The organism is Streptomyces sp. NPDC002536, from assembly GCF_053594995.1.
Map to the genome: position 1 here is coordinate 41,999 of NZ_JBSFWU010000010.1, position 17,875 is coordinate 59,873.

The window sequence follows — 17,875 nt, forward strand, 5'->3', positions numbered from 1 at the left end:
TCGCTTTCCGTATGGGGGATTCAGAGGTTGAGGTTCAGGACGCGGTCGACGGCGATTTCGATGACGACCAGGTCCAGCGGGGCGGGCGGGGCCGCGCGGTAGCGGGCGGTGTAGCGGCGGACGGCCTCGGCCAGGCGCTCGGGGTCGTCGGTGACGGTGGCCCGGCCTTCGAGGGTGACCCAGCGGAAGCCGTCCGTCTGGCAGAGCGCGACACGGGCCGCCGGGCCGCCCGCGGCCACGTTCCGGGCCTTGCGGGTCCCCTCGCGGGTGGTCACCCGGGCCAGGACCGGGCCCGGGTCGAAGGTGAAGCGGACGGGGGTGACGTGCGGGGTGCGGTCGGGGCGGAGAGTGGTGAGGGTGGCCGTGCGGGGGCGGGCGAGGAACGCCCGTGTGCCGGCCGGGAGTTCGACTGTCGTCCGGCTCACTTCTTCTTCACGCCCTCGTTCCAGATCAGCTTGGCGATGTTCGGTTTCACGGCCGTGGTGATGACGCCCATGGCCGTGCGGACGTATCGCCGCTCCTCCAGCTCGCGCAGCATGCTCGCGGCCAGGTCGGCACGGGCGGTGAAGACGCCGTCGGCGCTGGTCTCGGCGGTGTGGTAGGCCGTGACGGCGGGGTGGTCGAAGAGGCCGGAGGGCCGGACCAGGGTCCAGTCGAGGTCCGTCTGACGGATCAGGGCCTCCATGCGGCGCATGTCCTCGTGGAGGGTGCGGCCGAGGCGTCGGTTCACCAGCGGGTCGAGCACATGGTTGAAGAAGTGGGCTCCGGTGGGGCGCCAGTGCGGGTCGGCGATACTGGAGCTGACGGCGAGCAGCCGCTTGACGCCGTGGCGGGCCATGGCCCCGGTGATGGCCATGACGCTCGCCGAGTAAGTGGTGATGATGTCCTTGCTGAAGCGCGCGCCCAGCGCGGAGAGGACGGCGTCGGTGCCGTCGATCACGGCGGCGACGGCCGACGGGTCGGTGGCGTCGGCGACGGCCACGGCGAGGCCGGGCCGCTCGGCGAGGGAGCCGGCGCGGCGGGTTACGGCGACGACCTCGTGGCCGGCGGCGAGGGCCTGATCGGTGAGACGGCGGCCGGTCGGTCCGTTGGCGCCGAAGACTGCAATACGCATGATGTCGGGTCATCCCTTCGTGTGGTTCGTGGAACGCCCTTGACTGTGCCGACCACCCAACGCAGGCTCAACGCTGATGAATAACGACGCCCCTGCCCCCGCCCGCACCCGGGGCCGCCCCCGCGGCAACCCGCCGACCCGCGAGTCGATCGTCTCAGCGGCCCGCGCGCTGTTCCTGGAGCACGGCTACCGGCGCACCACCGTGCGCACGGTGGCCGGGGCTGCCGGGGTCGACCCGGCGCTGATCGCGTACCACTTCGGCTCGAAGAAGGGCCTGTTCGCAGAGGTGATGCAGTTCCAGTGCGCCAACGCGCTGGCGGTGGACGCCGTCCTCGGCGGCGACCGGGCCACCCTCCCCGACCGCCTGATCGACGCGGTCACGGACCTGTGGGAGGACGCCGACTTCCGGCAGCTCACCGGCCAGGGCGACGAGGCCGCCGAGGTGATCCGCGAGTACCTGGAACACGAGCTGCTGGCCCGGCTTGTTGAATTTCTCGGCGGCCGGGACGCGACCGCCCGCGCCACGGCCGTGGTGACGATCCTCGGCGGCCTCATCTACACCCGCTACCTCAACCCCCTCCCCACCCCCGCCGCCCTCACCCCCTCTGAGACCCGCCACATCCTCACCCCGGCGCTGCGCGCGGCACTGACCCCGAGGCCACGCACCGCGGCAACCGCCAGCGCAGGCCGTCGGGGCTGACCGGCCTCCGGTGGCGGCACCGTCCGTCCCGTCCGGAAGGGGCCCTCGGTGGCGAACCTGGTCTACAAGCGGGTCTCGACCGACCAGCAGTCGACCGCCCGGCAGAACCTCGTCCTGGACGAGGCCGGGATCGAGGACCCGGTCGTCTTCGAGGAGCAGGCCGGTACCTCTAGGGCCTGTCCGATGGGCCCGTGCTGACCCATCGGACAGGCCCTAGCCGCCTCCATCCGCTCCAGCGGCCGAAGTTCAGCGAGCTGCTGACGTACGCGCGGCCGGGCGACACTGTGCACATCTCCGGGATGTTCCGTCTCGTGCGCGGCACCGGCCACATCCTCGACGTGCTCGACGTCCTCCACCGCGACCAGGTCGCGCTGCGCATCCACGACGGCGCGTTCTCCGCGATGGACCTCACCGCACGCCACCCGCGCACCGGAGAGCTGCTGTCCACCGTGAAGTTCATGGTGCAGACCCTCGCCGCCGCCGGCGAACTCCAACGCGACCTCCAGCGCGAACTGACCTACGACGGGCTGCGTGCCGCCGAGGCCAAGGGCAGCAGGGGCGGTCGCCGCCCTGCCGTCCCGGCCGCGCAGACCGACACCGTCCGCACCTCCTACCTGGAGGGCCGCTCGATCGCCGCCCTCGCCCGCGACCACGGCGTCAGCCGCGGCGCCATCCGCACGGCCGTCGCCGACCTCATGCCCGACCACACCGCCATCGAGCAGGAGGACGTCCCGGCCCCGGAGCTGCCGGTCACTCTCGACATGCCAGGCAAGGTCGCCCGACTTCCTGCGTGCGGTCGAACTGGAGCCCGCCGAGCGGGACTCGCTCGACCAGGGAGTGACCGTACGGCGCGGCCAGGGCTACACGCTGCGCGTCCGCGCCGCGCCCGCGGTCCACCGCCGACTCCTCGCCCACTGCCAACCCCTCGACGGCGCCCAGGGCGTCCCGGTGATCCCGGCACAGCGCAAGGCCCGCCGCGAGTACGCCAACCGCGTCAACGCCCTTGGCAGCGGCATCTGAGGGGGAGCGGGGAGTACCCGCAGGTCAGGGACTACTCCGTTGTTTTTTCGGCGAGTACTGCTGGGACCCCCTACATCGCGGCAGTCCGCGCAATCCGCGCCCGGTGGGCGCCACTTGCAGACGAGCCATGGAGGCCGGCACCACCGCCTCACACTGAAGAGAGCATGAACTCAAGGCAAACAGGGCGCGTACGGATCGGCCGGAGAGGGGAACGATGGCCCCGGGGCTGGGTCCGCCGCCGTCCGGCGGATGGATGACGGTCCGTAGGAGGTCCTGAAGGATGGACGCACAGCCGCTCGCGCCACCCGAGGTGGACGGGGCGAGGAACGGCGCGATCACCACACACGCCGGCGCGACACGACTCGTCGTACGGGTCGGCCCGTACGCGGACATGTCCGCCGGGGACGAGGTGCGCCTGCGCTGGGACACCGGAAGCCTGCGCACCTCACGGGTCGACACCCGGCTCGTCGCCACCTCCGCGGTGGGCGCAAGCACCCTCTTCCACCTCCCCTGGCCCGCGCCGGGCAGGGTCCGGGTCAGCTACGTCGTCGGTCACACCGACGGCCGGTGGAGCGTGTCCGAGCACATGACCGTCACCATCACGGCACGACGGGCAGCGGGTCGACGATGAGTGCGCCGACCGGCTTGCCCTCGTCGCGTGCGAACGCCGCGAGCACCGCGATGTCGGGCTGCGTGCCGGTCTAGGGGTGCGGCCCCGGTGTCAGTTGGGGCAGGCGCCGGGGCCGCGGCTGTGGGGGTGGCGTCGCAGGGCGTGGTCACACCGTCGGCCGCTGCGGCCGCGAACGCCGCACCGCGCGCCATCAGTCCCCATCCGGTCCTCAGTGACAACCCCGTGGAAGCTGCCCCGGGAGGAAGCTTCGGCACTATCGCAGCATGTCCGGCCGGTGAGGTCGCCACCGGTGGCGGCGGCAAGGCGTCCCAGCCCTACGCCATCCGCGTCAGCGACTCCTACCTCGGCGAGCCCAACGCCTGGGTCTGGAACGGAACGAACATCGGCAACCAGACCGTGAAGGTGTGGGCTCAAGTCATGTGCAGCCGTCCCTAAGGGGTTGACGAACCAGAAGGACGCTTCCGGAAACCGGACCACCGCGGATGTGTTGCCTTCCAGGCCGGAACTGCCGTTGGCGAGGCACAGTCGGCACGGGCATGGTGCGGTTGTCCGCCCGAGGAATCACCGCCGCCATGGAGGTGCCATGACCACCGTCCCGCGTACCGGCATCGACATCATCTCCCGCCGAGTCATGCCGCCCGGCAGCCACCTCGTACTCACGGCCCGCCTCCGGGTGACCACCAACCACCCCGAGGAGAACGTGGACCTGACCGGACAACTGCACCGGCTGGTGACCGAAACCGGCATCACCGAAGGAACCGTGCACCTGTACTGCGGGCACACCACCTGCGGCCTCCTCGTCAACGAGCCCGAAGCCGGCCTGGAGGACGACGCCGGCCGGGCTCTCGAACGTCTCCTGCCGCACAGCGATCACCACCCCTATGCGCATGGCGAGCACCGCGGACCCGAAGAACGGTCCCATCACGGCGAACGGGACAACGGCCACTCCCACCTGCGCGCCATGCTCGCCACTCACCCCGAACTGCACATCCCCATCACCAACGGCACGCTCTACCTCGGCCGTTGGCAGGCGGTCATGCTGGCCGAGCACGACGGTCCCCGCACCCGCGAACTCCTCCTCCGCGTCCACGACGACCTGGTATGTCCCGCCTGACTGCACTGCACGCCGAACGGCTCGCCCTACGACAGGATCACTCCCGGCTCGACATCTGCGACCCCGCTTCGCGCGATCAGATGCTGCGGCCCGTCCCGCACCTCACCCAGCACCCCGCCAACGCCCCGGTCGTGAATCGCGTCCAGATCGTGCTGCAGCACCGACTCGGCAGAGCCGGTGAACGGCTGAGCGGCAATCGCAGGGTGTGACGCCCCGCTACGAAAGGGGTGGCTCCCGGCCGTCAGACCATGGACTGAACACGTCGCACGCCTGTAGCACCACGGTCGTATACGGGTCGGATCGCGTCATGGAGCCGGTCGGGGAACATCCGCGCGTTCGCCCCCTTGTCGGGAAGTCAACGATGCGCTGAAATGCGTGAGCTTGTCGGGACGAGCGTTCCAGAAGCACGCACGTGTCCGGCAACGGAACACGTGGGCTCTGGCATGCCTCCTGGCGTCTCATCCAGACGAAAGGATGTCGATGTTCAGCTGGCGGAAACCGCAGCTGGCAGGCGTCACTCTGGCTGCCGCATCCATGGCCCTGACCTTCGGGACCACTGCGAACGGCGCCGAGTTGACTCCTGCACCGACTGCTCAGGCGCTCTCCGACAACGGAGCGCCGCAACCTGTGATCGTGGTCCTCAAGGACCAGATATCCAACGCCCCGGCCGATGCCGGCCACTTGGCAGCGCGGAAACGGGAGGCCACGTCCGCGCAGGCCCCGCTGCTGGCGAAGGTCAAGGCCGGCGGCGGTACGCATGTCAAGAGTTTCGTGGTCGGCAACGCCTTCTCCGCCACGGTCGGTCCGGCGCTGCGCGCAGCCCTGGCGGCCGACCCGGCCGTCGCCTCGGTCGTCCCGGACGAGACGGTGAAGGTGAGCCCGCCGAGCACCACCGCACCGGGCGCACCGGGCGCACCAGGCGCTCCGGGCAGTCCCAAGGGGCCGAAGGCCGTCGCTCCCCACGCCAAGGGCGACGGCAACGGCAACGGCCAGAACCCGTACGCGATTTGCCCCAGTGACCCCTCGAAGCCGCTGCTGGAGCCCGAGGCGCTGTACTCGACGCACGTCGAGAGCACCCCCGGCAACCCCGGAGCCCACCAGATCGCCACCGGCAAGGGCGTCAAGGTCGCCTACATAGCCGACGGCCTGGACCCCGACAACCCGGACTTCATACGCCCCGACGGCACACACGCGGTCGTCGACCACCAGGACTTCACGGGCGACGGCTGGGACGCGCCGAGCGGTGCCGCGGAGGCCTTCGGCGACGCCTCGGCGATGGTCGCGCAGGGCCGGGAGAGCTACGACCTGTCGAAGTTCGTCAATCCCACCCATCCGCTGCCCGCCGGGTGCACCATCCGCATCAAGGGCTTCGCGCCCGATGCCTCGCTGGTGGCACTCAAGGCCGGTGGCCTGACCTCGCTCCCCAACTCGGCGATTCTGCAGTCCATCGACTACGCCGTCTCGGTCGCCCACGTCGATGTGCTCAACGAGTCGTTCGGCAGCAACGTCACCCCGGACAGCGGTGCGCACGACACCATCACGCTGTTCAACGACGCGGCGGTCGCGGCCGGTGTGACGGTGACCGTCTCCAGCGGTGATGCCGGCATCAACGGCACCATCGGCACTCCGGCCACCGACCCGCATGTGATCTCCACGGGTGCTTCGACGGACAACCGGAGCTATCTGCAGACCGGTTACGCGGCCTCGCAGTTCTCCAACGGCACCTGGTCGGACAACCGGATATCCGCGCTGTCCTCCGGCGGTTTCACCCAGGCCGGCCGCACCGTGGACCTGGTCGCGCCCGGTGAGGCGGACTGGGCGCTGTGCTCGCCCAAGATCAGCGTGTTCACCGAGTGCACCAACTACAACGGCACCGGCAGCGCGATCCAGCCGTTCGGCGGCACCAGCCAGTCCGCCCCGCTGACCGCCGGAGCGGCGGCCCTGGTGATCCAGGCCTACCGGGACGGCCACCACGGCCAGTCGCCGGCTCCCGCGCTGGTCAAGGCACTCCTGACCGGTACCGCCCAGGACCTCGGCCTGCCCGCCCAGGAGCAGGGCGCCGGCCTGCTGGACGCACGGGCCGCCGTGGAGGCCGCCCGTGGCTACCACAGCTCCTCGGGCGCCCAGCAGAGCAACACCGTTGCCGTCACCACCGGCCAGCTGGACATCTCCGGCAAGCCGGGCTCCGGCCACACCGCCGACGTCACCGTGGTCAACACCGGCCACACCGCCCAGACGGTGACCGGTGCCACCCGCACCTTCGCGCCGCTGGCCAACTCCCGGCAGACGGTGGCGCTGGACTCCTCCGCCGACCCGAAGTTCGCCTATGCGACGAACGGTGCGACGTGGGTGCACCACGAGGTGAAGTTCACCGTGCCGCAGGGCGCCGACCGGCTCGCCGCGTCGATCGCCTGGCAGGGCAAGCCGCAGCAGTCCGGCGCCAACACCGTGACCCCGGTGGTCCGGATGACGCTGCTGGACCCGTCGGGCAGGCTGGAGACCAACACCCGTCCGCAGGGCGGCCCTGTCTCCGCCAACTTCGGCATCGTGGACGTACCGCACCCGGTCGCGGGTACATGGACGGCGGTCCTCTACACCCCCGAGGGCAGCAACGGCTTCACCGGTCCGGTGCTGCTGGACACCGCCACCCAGCGCGCGGTGCCGGACGGTGCGGTCGGCCCGAAGGTGACCAGGCTGGCGCCGGGACAGAGCACCACGCTGCACGTGCACCTCACCACGCCGAAGACCGGCGGGGACAGCGCCGAGTCGGTCACCGTGGCCAGTTCGAACGGCCGCACCACCAGTGTTCCGGTGATCCTGCGCAGCCTGGTCCCGCTCTCCGGCGAGGGCGGCAGCTTCACCGGCACGATCACCGGCGGCAACGCCCGTGACGTCTCGCCCGCGCAGTCCTTCACCTACGCCTTCGACGTGACCGGGGGCCACCGCGACATCCGCGCCGGGGTGACGCTCAGCGACCCGAACGTGCTGGTGCAGGGCGCGCTGATCAGCCCCGACGGGACGCCCATCGACATCGAGAGCAACGCACTGCTCAACGCCTCCGGTGCCATCACGGGCACCACGAAGGGCGTGTCGGCCACCGCGATCCATCCGGTGGCGGGGCGCTGGCGGTTCGTGCTGAACGTCCTCAACCCGGTCAGCGGCGCCGAGTCGGCCCAGCCGTTCCAGGGCACCGTCGGCCTCGACCAGGACCGGGCGACCGTCACCGGCCTGCCCCACAGCACCGGAACCAAGCTGGCGGCCGACAAGCCCACCACGCTGCAGGTGGCCTACACCAACAACACCGCGGCCACGCAGATGATCCACGCCGACGGCCGTCTCACCGACACGATGGTGGACGTCCCGCTGGTGCCGCAGGGCACCTCGGCCACCGTCGCACTGCCGCTGCACCCGAGCTCGATCACCCCGAGCTTCCTGGTGCCGCCGGGCACCGACCGGTTGACCGCGGTCGCGGCCTCCTCGACGCCCGCGCAGCTGGAGTTGAGCGGCACCGCGGGGTCGCCGGACGTGTTCGGCGACCTCAAGGAGGCGCAGGACGGTTCGGCCGTCTCGGTCGTCAAGGACTTCGGCAGCGCCCGGCAGCCGGTGGTCCCGGGCTTCTGGAGCAGCTACGTGCAGCAGATCGGCCCGTTCCCGGCCGCCGGCGCTCCCGAGGGCACGTCGACCATCACCGCCGACGCCCACACCCTGGCGTTCGACCCGGCGCTGGCGTCCAGCACCAACGACCCGTTCACGGCCGCGGTGAACGCCTCGGCCCCGGCGCTCGCCCCGGTCACCGTCCAGCCGGGCGCCACCGGTTCGCTCCAGGTCACCATCACCCCGCACGGCGAGAAAGGCAGCACCGTGCACGGTGTGCTGTACCTGGTGACCGCGCCGAGCGCGATCACCACCGCCAACAACCAGCTGGGCACCACCGGTTCGGTGCTGGCGGCGGTCCCGTACAGCTACACCATCGACTGACGTGCGTCGTTGAACGAGCCGAGGCCGCCCCGGAGTCGGGGCGGCCTCGGCTGCTTTCCCGTCGCACCGAAGCTCAACTGAGGCTAGCCTTACCTGAGTGAGTGGGGAGGGCCCTGCGGAACACGGCCAAGGAGTGAACATGGGAAACCTCAGCGGAAAGGTCGCGCTGGTCACCGGCAGCAGCCGGGGCATCGGGCGAGGCATCGTCGAACGCCTGGCCCGGGACGGCGCTCTGGTGGCCGTGCACTACGGCAGTAACGAGGCGGCGGCCGAGGAAACCGCCGCGACCATCACCGAGGCCGGTGGCCGGGCGTTCGTCGTGGGCGCCGAACTGGGCGTTCCCGACGACGTGGACACACTCATGGCCGGACTGGAGGCCGGACTGCGCGCACACGGGGAACCGGCGATCGACATCCTGGTTCACAACGCGGGGCTCAACCTCATGGGGCGACCGATCGAGGTTCTCACCCCCGAGGAGTTCGACCGGATGATCGCGGTCAACGTCAAAGCACCGTTCTTCCTCACCCAGCGGCTGCTGCCACGGCTGCGCGACGGTGGCCGGATCATCAACATCTCGTCCGTCTCCACCCGTATCGCCTCCCTCCACGGCATCGGATATCCGCTCACCAAGGGCGCACTCGAAGTGTTCAGCCACACCCTGGCCAAGCACCTCGGCCCCCGCGGCATCACCGTGAACTCCGTCGCCGTCGGATACACCCGCACCGACATGACCGCCGAAGCGCTGGCCGACCCGGCGAACCTGGAGCGCAACATCGGCCTGACCGCCCTCGGCCGGATCGGCCAAGTCCCGGACATCGCCGACGCGGTCGCCTTCCTGGCCTCCGACGACGCCCGCTGGATCACCGGCACCAAGATCGACGTCACCGGCGGCGTCAACCTGTAGCGGCCTGCCCCGCGGCCCCCGGCGGCGCCTCGGGCCGGTCGTCGGCCCGCAGGTCGGGAGGCAATGGTGCCGGGCTCAGGTGCGGCAGGACGCTGAGGGCGATATCGACCAGGCTGGCCTGCTGCTGCGGTGTGAGGTGGTCCAGCAGATAGCGTCGGACGCCGTTCACGTGGACGGGGGCAGCAGCACGCAGCGCCGCGGCCCCCGTGTCGGTGAGGACGGCGTGGGTGCGACGGGGGTCGTCCGCGTCGTCCGCCCGCACCACCAGGCCACGCTCCTGCATGCGGCGGATCTGGTGGGAGACCCGGCTCTTGGACCACTGGGCCTCGGCGCCCAGTTCGCTCAGGCCCAGCCGCCGACCGGGGGCCTCGGAGAGCAGGACGAGCACGGTGTAGTCGGCGCTCGACAGGCCCACCTTGCGCAGGTCCTGGCTCAGCCGCGCCTCCAGCATCTCGCTCATCGCGACGTAGCCGCGCCAGGCGCGGGCCTCGTCCCGGTCCAGCCAGTTCGGTTCATCCACGTCGGCCAACCTTAACGAGTGGGCCGGACCGGACCGGGACGCGGGTGCGGGCGTACAGGCCCTTCAGCACGTGATGTCGAAAGTGCCCTTGAGATCCAGGCGCTGCTCGGCACCATCCTGCTCGAACTCGATGACGGCCGTCACCGTCTTCTTGTTCCAGTCCTGCACCTGCTCGACGGTCGTGCCGTCGGCCTCGGTCCACGTCAGCCGGTAGACGCCCGGGGACTGCTCACGGTGCTCGACCTTCACCGTGCCCTCGGCCGGGTCCTGGCCGGCGAGCACCTTCCAGTGGGCGGTGTCCGCGCCCTCGAAGCGCAGCTCGAACTTGTAGCCGTTGTCGTAGGAGATGCGCAGGGTCTTGTCGGCGAAGTCCGGCACGGCGGTCCGAGCCGCGGCGGCGCGGACGGGCGCGCGTCCTGCGCCTGCCGGGGCGTCCGCCTGGGCCACGACCGGGGTGAGCGTCAGCATCGCGGTGGACAGTGCGGCGGTCGCCCCGAGGCCGAGGGCCATGCGGCGGTGCTTGCGGTTCACGGGTGTCCCCTTCTGTTGGGTTGACGTGTCAACCCTGACGCTACGGACTGCATGGTTGACATGTCAACCATGCAGGTCATGGAGTCCGCCGACCGGGACGACCTCTGCCGCACCGCCCCTGTTCTTACACGCCATTGCCGTCGCTCTGCCGTGCCTGCAAAGTGCGCCCGGCAGTGTTGTGCCCGCACCCGAGGAACACCGGGGAGAGGGCATCCCGGTCGCCGTGCACATCGGCTGGGGCACGCTGGCCGTACGGGATCAGGGACCGGGCATCGCGCCGAGCGAGCGGCACGCCGTCTTCGACCGCTTCCACCGCGGCCCCCGGACTCAGGCGACGCCCGGCTCCGGCCTCGGTCTGGCCATCGTGCACGACATCATCACGGCCGATGCCGGAACCGCCTTCGCCACCACCGCGCACGACGGCGGCGCGGAGGTCGGCTTCCGCCTCCCGCCGCACGGCCAGGACGGGCCGAACAGTCCGACGGCACGCAGGCGTTCACGGAGAGCACCGTGAACCGGCGCGGCCTGGCGTGGGCCCCTCCCCCGCCGTCCGCACCCCAGTACTCTTGGGACATGTCCCACGCCATCCGTGTTCGCTTCGCCCCCTCGCCCACGGGCATGTTCCATGTGGGCGGCGCCCGTTCCGCCCTGTTCAACTGGGCTCTCGCACGACAGCAGCAGGGCGCGTTCGTTCTGCGGATCGAGGACACGGATGCCGAACGCAACCGCCCCGAGTGGGTGAACGGCATCATCAACGCCTTGACGGCGATCGGCATCAGCAAGGACGACCCCGCCTTCGAAGGGCCGAACTTCCAGTCGCACCACGCCGAAGCACAGCGCGAGTCCGCCCTGCGGTTGCACGCCGAGGGCAAGGCCTACTACTGCGACTGCCGGCGCGAGGACCTGGTCGACCGGACCGGATCGCAGCACCTCGGGTACGACGGCTTCTGCCGCGAGCGGGGCCTGGAGTACCGGGAGGGCCGCGCGTTGCGTTTCCGCACTCCGGACGACGGGGCGACGGTCGTCGACGACGTCGTCCGCGGGCGGACGGAGTTCCCCAACGCGTCGCTCGAGGACTTCGTGATCGCACGGGGCGACGGGTCGCCGGTCTTCGTGCTGGCCAACGCCGTGGACGACATCCGCGAGGGCATCACGCACGTCGTCCGCGGCGAGGAGCACCTGTCCAACACCCCGAAGCAGCAGCTCCTGTGGAACGCCCTGGGAGCCGGTCCGCCCGTGTGGGCGCACCTTCCCGTGATCGTCAACGAGAAGCGGCAGAAGCTGTCCAAGCGCCGTGACAAGGTGGCGCTGGAGGACTACCTCGCCGAGGGCTACCTGCCGGAGGCGATGGTCAACTACCTGATGCTCCTTGGCTGGGGACCGGGCGACGACGTGGAGATCCGGCCCTACGAGGAGCTGGAGAAGCTGTTCCGCCTGGAGGACGTGACCAAGGGCTCGGCGTTCTTCGACGTGAAGAAGCTGTCCGCCTTCAACGGCGAGTACCTCCGCGCGCTGCCGCCGGAGCGGTTCGTCGCCGAGTGCCGCCGGTGGCTTCGGGCACCGTATGCGCCGTGGGCTCCCGAGCAGTTCGACGAGTCGGTGTTCGCGGCCGTGGCCGGCCTGGCGCAGACGCGGCTGACGGTGCTGTCGGAGATCACGAAGTACGTGGACTGGCTGTTCCTGGAGACCCCGCCGCAGGACGAGGCATCGTGGGCCAAAGCCATGAAGACAGGGGCACGCGAGGTGCTGATGTCGGTGCGCAGCCGGTGGAGTTCGTGCGACTGGACAGCCGACGGGCTCAAGGCGGGACTGGAGGCCGCGGCGACGGAGCACGGCCTGAAGCTGGGCAAGGCACAGGCTCCGGTGCGCGTCGCCGTGACCGGCCGTACGGTGGGTCTGCCGCTGTTCGAATCGGTGGCGGTTCTGGGGCGCGAGCGGACTCTCGCTCGGATCGATGCGGCGGTGGAGCGGTTGCCCGAGGTGGCCTGAGCGCTCGAAGCCCGGCCTGCCTGTAGGCCGTGTCCGGCGGATCTTCGTCGCGCGGCACCGCAGCGCCCCGTAAGGGGCGCGGGACTGTTACTCCCCCAGCTACCGCTGGGAGGTACCCCCAACGGCTCCGCCGCGTGGGCGCGACCAGCCACGACGCGCCCGCAGCCGAGGTCCCCCAGCTACCGCTGGGGGTGCCCCCAGGGGCTTCGCCCCGGACCCCGGAGGTAGTGCGTCGGCTGCAGGCCGTCGGTGGCTGGTCGCGCCCACGCGGCGGAGCCGCATATGTCAACAGCCCCGCACCCCTTACGGGGCGCACAGCACCCACGAGCGAAGATCCGCCGGACAGGCCCCCGCACGAGCGGCAGACTGTCCCCATGATCGCATCCGACCCCAAAGCCGACCTTCGCGCCTACCTGCAGTCCGCCCGCGATGCCCTGCTGTGGAAGCTCGAAGGGCTTTCGGAGTACGACATCCGCCGCCCGCTGACACCGACCGGAACCAACCTCCTGGGCCTGGTGAAACACGTGGCTGGCGTGGAACTGGGCTACCTCGGCGACACGTTCGGACGGCCGTCCGCCGAGCCGTTGCCCTGGCTCGAGGACGGCGCCGAGCCCAACGCGGACCTGTGGGTCACCGCCGACGAGTCGCGCGAGCACATCGTGGAGCTCTACCGCCGCGCGTGGGCGCACGCGGACGCGACGATCGACGCGCTGGCACTGGACACGATCGGCAAGGTGCCGTGGTGGCCCGACGGCAGGGACGAGGTGACGCTGCATCATGCCGTGGTGCGCGTGATTGCCGACACGCACCGGCACGCGGGGCACGCCGATATCGTCCGGGAGCTCATAGACGGTGCCGTCGGGATGAGCAAGGGCAACGACAGCATGGCGCCGGGCGACTCGGCGTGGTGGGAGAACCATCGAAACCGACTGGAGCGTGCGGCCCGGGAAGCCGGCCGGGACGCGTAGCGGTATCAAGCGGTCGTCTCGGCCGAGTCCCGCTTCCACTCCTGGGCGAGGAGCCCGAGCAGCACCTCGTCCAGGAACTCGCCCATCACCCAGGCCGCGGAGCGCAGCACGCCTTCGCGGACGAAGCCGTTGCGCTCGGCGGAGCGCAGCATCGCGGCGTTGTCCGACAGCGTCTCGATCTGCAGCCGCTGCAGGCCTCGCACGATGAAACCGTAGTGGCACAGCACCGCGACCGCGTCGGTGCCGTAGCCCTTGCCGCGGGCGGACGGCAGCAGCCCCAGCCCGATGTGCGCGGACCGGTTGTGGGTGTCTATGCGCCACAGTGTCGCGTCGCCGAGCAGCGTGCCGCCTTCCAGCTCCACCACGGAGAACCGGACGGTCCGCTGGTCCGTTTCGTCCACCACGAGCCGCTGGTCCTTCGAGCCGGGCATGACCGGCCGCCACGGTCCGCCTTCGGCCCGCGAGGAGTTGACCACGTCGTCGTAGAGCCCGGTCCGCAGGATCGGGACGTCGTCCTCGTGCCGGGCCCTGAGCCCGACCTTGCTGCCTCTTAGCATGCGAGCTTCCTATCCGGCCGGACCGGCCGGCGGCAAACCAATATGCGGTCGCCTCCTCAGCCGGCCGCGACGGTCGCCTTCGCTTCGCCGGGCCGGGTGGCAGGGGTCTCGCGCGTTGTGCGGAGGCCCTTCAGGAGGATCACCAGGGCTGCTGTGACGGCCGTACCGGACGCGACGGCCAGCAGGTAGAGCAGCGGCTGGCCGATCAGCGGGACCACGAAGATGCCGCCGTGCGGGGCGCGCAGGCTGCAGCCGAAGGCCATGGACAGAGCGCCGGTGACCGCACCGCCCGCCATCGCGGAGGGGATGACCCGCAGGGGGTCGGCGGCGGCGAAGGGGATCGCGCCCTCGGTGATGAAGGAGGCGCCGAGCACCCAGGCCGCCTTGCCGTTCTCCCGCTCGGTCCTGGTGAAGAGCCGGCCGCGCACGGTCGTGGCCAGCGCCATCGCCAGCGGCGGGACCATGCCGGCCGCCATGACCGCGGCCATCACCTTCAGGCTGCCCTCGTTGGGGTGGGCAAGGCCGCCGACGGCGAATGCGTAGGCGACCTTGTTCAACGGGCCGCCGAGGTCGAAGCACATCATCAGGCCGAGGACGGCGCCCAGGATGATCGCGTTGGCACCGGAGAGGCCGGACAGCCAGTCGGTCAAGGCCTTCTGGAGCGCGGCGACCGGCTTGCCGACCACCAGGAACATCAGGAAGCCGACGACGGCCGAGGAGACCAGCGGGATCACGACGACCGGCATGATGCCGCGCAGCACCGGGGGGATGCCGACCCGCTGGATCGCCATCACCACCGCGCCCGCCAGGAGACCGGCGATCAGGCCGCCGAGGAAGCCAGCGTTGATGGTGAGCGCGACGGCGCCGCCGACGAAGCCCGGGACCAAACCGGGCCGGTCGGCCATGCCGTACGCGATGAACCCGGCCAGGACCGGGACGAGGAAGCCGAACGCGACACCGCCGACCTGGAAGAACAGGGCCGCCCAGCTCGTGGACTCCGTCCAGACGAAGTGCTCGGCGACGGACGGCGCCTTGTCGATCGTGTAGCCGCCGATGGCGAAGGCGAGGGCGATGAGCAGACCGCCGGCGGCGACGAACGGCACCATGTAACTGACGCCGGTCATCAGCCACTTGCGCAGCCGGGTGCCGAAGCCGTCGGCCTCGTCGCTGTCCTTGTCCATCGGTGCGGTGGTGCGCGCCGGGGCACTCGCGTCGCCGCGCCCGGCCTTCTCGCGTACCTCGGTGATGAGTTCGGCGGGGCGGTTGATACCCGTCTTCACCCCGACGTCGACGATCGGTTTGCCGGCGAACCGCTCCTTCTCCCGTACCTCGACGTCGTGCGCGAGGATCACGCCGTCCGCGTCCGCGACGACCTGCGGGTCGAGCCGCTTGAACCCGGCCGAGCCCTGTGTCTCGACGCTCACCACGACGCCGGCGGCCTTGCCCGCCTTCTCCAGCGACTCGGCGGCCATATAGGTGTGCGCGATGCCGGTGGGGCAGGAGGTGACGGCGACGATGCGGAAGGGGAGCGTGGCGGGGGCCGGCTCCGGTACCGGTGTCGCCGGTTCGCCACCGCGGATCAGGGCGGCGGCCCGCCCCGGCTCGGTCGCCGAGCGCAGCGCGCCGGTGAACGCCTCGTCCATCAAGTGACGGGCGAGCGACGACAGGATCGTCAGGTGGTCCGCGTCGCCGCCCATGGGTGCCGCGATCAGGAAGATCAGATCGGCCGGGCCGTCCGGCGCCCCGAAGTCGATACCGGAGGCGCTGCGCCCGAAGGCCAGCGTCGGCTCCGTGACGTGCGCGCTGCGGCAGTGCGGGATGCCGATACCGCCGTCCAGGCCGGTCGGCATCTGGGCCTCGCGCGCGGCCACGTCCGCGAGGAAACCGTCCAGGTCGGTGACGCGGCCGAGCGCGGCCATGCGCTCGGCCAGCGACCGGGCGGCGGCTTCCTTCGTTTCTGCGGACAGGCCGAGGTCGACCAGTTCCGCGGTGATCAACTCACTCATCGCGGGCTCCCTTGCGCGCGGTACCGCCACGGGGGCGGTGAGGGTGGGACAGAGGGTGGCAGGGGATCGGGTGGGCCGGTCGGGTCAACCGGGCCCGGTGTGCGGGAAGGTGGCGGTCATGAGACCGGTTCCGTCAGCGGGCGGGCGAGGGGGACGTCGTCGGTCGTGGTGACCGCCATCGGCACCAGATCCGCCGGTGCCGGCATCAGGCTGCCCGGCAGCTGGACGGCGGCTGCTCCGTAGGCGACCGCCGTGGCCAGTGCCCGTACGCCCGTACCGCCGGCCACGAGGAAACCGGCCAGCGAGGCGTCGCCCGCACCGACGTTGCTGCGGACGGCGGCGACGGGGGCGCTGCCGAAGTACGCGCCGTCGCCGTCGACCAGCAACTGCCCGTCGGCGCCCAGCGAGGCCAGCACGGCCCGGGCGCCCGACGCGCGCAGTTCCTCGGCGGCCTTGACCACGTCGCCGAGGGTCACGAGCGGGCGTCCGACCGCCTGCGCCAGCTCCTCGGCGTTCGGCTTCACGACGTCCGGGCGTTCGCGCAGCGCCGCGGTCAGCGACGGGCCGGAGGTGTCCAGGGCGATACGGGCGCCCGCCCGGTGCGCCCGTGCGACGAGTTCGGCGTACCACCCGGGCGGCAGGCCGCGCGGCAGACTGCCGCAGCAGGCGACCCAGTCGGCGCCTTCGGAACGCTCGCCGACCGCCGTCAGCAGCGCCTCCGACTCGGCGGCGGTCAGCTCCGGCCCGGTCGCGTTGATCTTCGTGAGGGTGCCGTCGGGTTCGACGGCCGAGATGTTGGAACGGGTCTGGCCGGCCAACGGCACGCCCGCCACCTCGATGCCCTCGGCGCCCAGCAGCCCGGCCAGCGCGGCGCCCGCGGGGCCGCCCAGCGGCATCACCGCGAGGGTGCGGTGTCCGGCCGCGGCAACGGCCCGCGAGACGTTGACGCCCTTGCCGCCCGGGTCGATCCGGTCGGCGGTGGCCCGGAGCACGGCCCCGCGGTCCAGCGCCGGGATCTCGTACGTACGGTCCAGGCTCGGGTTCGGGGTGACGGTGAGGATCATGCGCGCACTACTTCCGTGCCCGCGCGCTCGATGGCGAGGGCGTCGTCGGGACTCAGCCCGGTGTCGGTGATGAGCAGGTCCACGTCCGACAGTTCGCCGAAGCGGGCGAAGTGCTGCTGCCCGTACTTGGCGGAGTCGGCAAGGAGGACGACCCGGCGGGCGGCGGCGACCATCGCCCGCTTGACCGCGGCCTCCGCGAGGTCCGGGGTGGTCAGACCGCCTTCGAGGGAGAAGCCGTTGGTGGCGAGGAACAGCACGTCGGCATTGATCTCCCGGTAGGCGCGCAGGGCCCAGTCGTCGACCGCTGCGCGCGTACGGTGCCGGATCCGGCCGCCGACGAAGTGCAGGGTGAGCCCGGGGCAGTCGGCCAGCCGGGCGGCGACCGGCAGGCCGTGCGTGACGACGGTCAGCTCGGCCTCCGGCGGAATCCCGGCGGCGAGCCCGGCGCACGTCGTACCGGCGTCCAGGATCGCGCTGCCCCTGTCGCCGGGCAGTTCGGCCAGCGCGGCGCGGGCGATGCGCTGCTTCTCCTCGGCGGCGACGGCGCCCCGCTCGGCGAGGTCCGGCTCGAAGTCCAGCCGGCCGGCCGGGATGGCGCCGCCGTGCACCCTGCGCACCAGACCGGCGCGGTCCAGGGCCTTCAGATCGCGCCGCACCGTCTCGGCGGTGACCTGGAACACGTCGGCGAGGGACAGCACATCCACCCGCCCGCTCTCACGGGCGAGCCGCAGGATCTCCTGCTGGCGCTCCGGTGCATACATCAGCGTTGGTGTCCGTTC

The 17,875-nt window shown here is 71.3% G+C and carries 21 protein-coding genes and 1 pseudogene; 13 read left to right on the forward strand and 9 right to left on the reverse strand.

The window, feature by feature from the left end; all coding sequences use genetic code 11:
• Positions 1–20 precede the first annotated feature (20 nt).
• Together ACWD4B_RS06025 and ACWD4B_RS06030 are read right to left on the reverse strand one after the other, a co-directional pair.
• Complete coding sequence (locus ACWD4B_RS06025; protein WP_451419623.1) at positions 21–425, reverse strand: pyridoxamine 5'-phosphate oxidase family protein; 405 nt, start codon at positions 423–425, stop codon at positions 21–23.
• Positions 422–1,114 (reverse strand): NAD(P)-dependent oxidoreductase, encoded by a 693-nt coding sequence (locus ACWD4B_RS06030; protein ID WP_451419624.1) that lies wholly within the window; start codon positions 1,112–1,114, stop codon positions 422–424. Before ACWD4B_RS06030 ends, ACWD4B_RS06025 begins: the two co-directional genes overlap by 4 nt.
• A 76-nt stretch (positions 1,115–1,190) precedes the next feature.
• On the opposite strand from ACWD4B_RS06030, the gene ACWD4B_RS06035 reads away from it, so the two are divergent.
• The 3 genes and pseudogenes from ACWD4B_RS06035 to ACWD4B_RS06045 form a co-directional block, all read left to right on the forward strand.
• On the forward strand, positions 1,191–1,814 hold the full coding sequence (locus tag ACWD4B_RS06035) for a TetR/AcrR family transcriptional regulator (RefSeq protein WP_451419625.1): 624 nt from the start codon (positions 1,191–1,193) through the stop codon (positions 1,812–1,814).
• A gap of 48 nt (positions 1,815–1,862) precedes the next feature.
• The gene (locus ACWD4B_RS06040) at positions 1,863–2,012 is read left to right on the forward strand and encodes a hypothetical protein (RefSeq protein ID WP_451419626.1); all 150 of its coding nucleotides are present in this window, start codon (positions 1,863–1,865) and stop codon (positions 2,010–2,012) included.
• Positions 2,013–2,098: 86 nt separating this feature from the next.
• Positions 2,099–2,308 (forward strand): annotated as a pseudogene (locus ACWD4B_RS06045) (hypothetical protein); the annotation flags it as partial.
• Positions 2,309–2,424: 116 nt separating this feature from the next.
• On the opposite strand, the gene ACWD4B_RS06050 reads toward ACWD4B_RS06045, so the two are convergent.
• Positions 2,425–2,577, reverse strand: coding sequence for a hypothetical protein (locus tag ACWD4B_RS06050; RefSeq protein ID WP_451419680.1), 153 nt, complete (start codon positions 2,575–2,577; stop codon positions 2,425–2,427).
• 74 nt (positions 2,578–2,651) lie between these two features.
• Here ACWD4B_RS06050 and ACWD4B_RS06055 point away from each other — a divergent pair, with 74 nt between their 5' ends.
• The 7 genes from ACWD4B_RS06055 (at position 2,652) to ACWD4B_RS06085 (ending at position 9,461) form a co-directional block, all read left to right on the forward strand.
• Positions 2,652–2,834: a hypothetical protein gene (locus ACWD4B_RS06055; protein WP_451419681.1), complete on the forward strand. Its 183-nt coding sequence runs from the start codon at positions 2,652–2,654 to the stop codon at positions 2,832–2,834.
• A gap of 280 nt (positions 2,835–3,114) precedes the next feature.
• Positions 3,115–3,465 (forward strand): hypothetical protein, encoded by a 351-nt coding sequence (locus tag ACWD4B_RS06060; RefSeq protein WP_451419627.1) that lies wholly within the window; start codon positions 3,115–3,117, stop codon positions 3,463–3,465.
• Between the two features lie 222 nt (positions 3,466–3,687).
• Positions 3,688–3,900 carry a hypothetical protein gene (locus ACWD4B_RS06065; protein ID WP_451419628.1) on the forward strand — a complete coding sequence of 71 codons (213 nt, stop codon included), beginning with the start codon at positions 3,688–3,690 and terminating at the stop codon, positions 3,898–3,900.
• A 148-nt stretch (positions 3,901–4,048) separates the two neighbouring features.
• Positions 4,049–4,579 carry a secondary thiamine-phosphate synthase enzyme YjbQ gene (locus tag ACWD4B_RS06070; RefSeq protein WP_451419629.1) on the forward strand — a complete coding sequence of 177 codons (531 nt, stop codon included), beginning with the start codon at positions 4,049–4,051 and terminating at the stop codon, positions 4,577–4,579.
• Positions 4,567–4,788, forward strand: coding sequence for a hypothetical protein (locus ACWD4B_RS06075; RefSeq protein ID WP_451419630.1), 222 nt, complete (start codon positions 4,567–4,569; stop codon positions 4,786–4,788). The genes ACWD4B_RS06070 and ACWD4B_RS06075 overlap by 13 nt, the downstream gene beginning before the upstream one ends.
• 271 nt (positions 4,789–5,059) lie before the next feature.
• The gene (locus ACWD4B_RS06080) at positions 5,060–8,557 is read left to right on the forward strand and encodes a S8 family serine peptidase (RefSeq protein ID WP_451419631.1); all 3,498 of its coding nucleotides are present in this window, start codon (positions 5,060–5,062) and stop codon (positions 8,555–8,557) included.
• Positions 8,558–8,696: 139 nt separating this feature from the next.
• Entirely contained in the window at positions 8,697–9,461 is a 765-nt protein-coding gene (locus ACWD4B_RS06085) for an SDR family oxidoreductase (protein ID WP_451419632.1), read from the forward strand.
• Here the strand turns inward: ACWD4B_RS06085 and ACWD4B_RS06090 are convergent.
• Together ACWD4B_RS06090 and ACWD4B_RS06095 are read right to left on the reverse strand one after the other, a co-directional pair.
• A complete protein-coding gene (locus ACWD4B_RS06090; RefSeq protein ID WP_451419633.1) occupies positions 9,451–9,981 on the reverse strand; it encodes a MarR family winged helix-turn-helix transcriptional regulator in 531 nt (176 codons plus the stop codon). The two genes, ACWD4B_RS06085 and ACWD4B_RS06090, sit on opposite strands and share 11 nt — an antisense overlap.
• A gap of 63 nt (positions 9,982–10,044) precedes the next feature.
• Positions 10,045–10,512, reverse strand: a complete 468-nt coding sequence (locus tag ACWD4B_RS06095) for a phenolic acid decarboxylase (RefSeq protein ID WP_451419634.1) — start codon at positions 10,510–10,512, stop codon at positions 10,045–10,047.
• Positions 10,513–10,690: 178 nt separating this feature from the next.
• On the opposite strand from ACWD4B_RS06095, the gene ACWD4B_RS06100 reads away from it, so the two are divergent.
• The 3 genes from ACWD4B_RS06100 to ACWD4B_RS06110 all read left to right on the forward strand — a co-directional run bounded on the left by ACWD4B_RS06100 (position 10,691) and on the right by ACWD4B_RS06110 (position 13,469).
• Positions 10,691–11,026: a sensor histidine kinase gene (locus ACWD4B_RS06100; protein WP_451419635.1), complete on the forward strand. Its 336-nt coding sequence runs from the start codon at positions 10,691–10,693 to the stop codon at positions 11,024–11,026.
• Positions 11,027–11,130: 104 nt separating this feature from the next.
• Positions 11,131–12,501 carry a glutamate--tRNA ligase gene (gltX, locus tag ACWD4B_RS06105; protein WP_451419679.1) on the forward strand — a complete coding sequence of 457 codons (1,371 nt, stop codon included), beginning with the start codon at positions 11,131–11,133 and terminating at the stop codon, positions 12,499–12,501.
• A 374-nt stretch (positions 12,502–12,875) separates the two neighbouring features.
• Positions 12,876–13,469 (forward strand): DinB family protein, encoded by a 594-nt coding sequence (locus ACWD4B_RS06110; RefSeq protein ID WP_451419636.1) that lies wholly within the window; start codon positions 12,876–12,878, stop codon positions 13,467–13,469.
• Between the two features lie 5 nt (positions 13,470–13,474).
• Here the strand turns inward: ACWD4B_RS06110 and ACWD4B_RS06115 are convergent, their stop codons facing one another.
• The 4 genes from ACWD4B_RS06115 to ACWD4B_RS06130 all read right to left on the reverse strand — a co-directional run bounded on the left by ACWD4B_RS06115 (position 13,475) and on the right by ACWD4B_RS06130 (position 17,857).
• On the reverse strand, positions 13,475–14,026 hold the full coding sequence (locus tag ACWD4B_RS06115; RefSeq protein WP_451419637.1) for a GNAT family N-acetyltransferase: 552 nt from the start codon (positions 14,024–14,026) through the stop codon (positions 13,475–13,477).
• Positions 14,027–14,082: 56 nt separating this feature from the next.
• Positions 14,083–16,032, reverse strand: a complete 1,950-nt coding sequence (locus ACWD4B_RS06120) for a PTS fructose transporter subunit IIABC (protein WP_451419638.1) — start codon at positions 16,030–16,032, stop codon at positions 14,083–14,085.
• Between the two features lie 116 nt (positions 16,033–16,148).
• On the reverse strand, positions 16,149–17,096 hold the full coding sequence (gene pfkB, locus ACWD4B_RS06125; protein WP_451419639.1) for a 1-phosphofructokinase: 948 nt from the start codon (positions 17,094–17,096) through the stop codon (positions 16,149–16,151).
• Positions 17,093–17,857: a DeoR/GlpR family DNA-binding transcription regulator gene (locus ACWD4B_RS06130; protein WP_451419640.1), complete on the reverse strand. Its 765-nt coding sequence runs from the start codon at positions 17,855–17,857 to the stop codon at positions 17,093–17,095. Before ACWD4B_RS06130 ends, pfkB begins: the two co-directional genes overlap by 4 nt.
• Positions 17,858–17,875 lie beyond the last annotated feature (18 nt).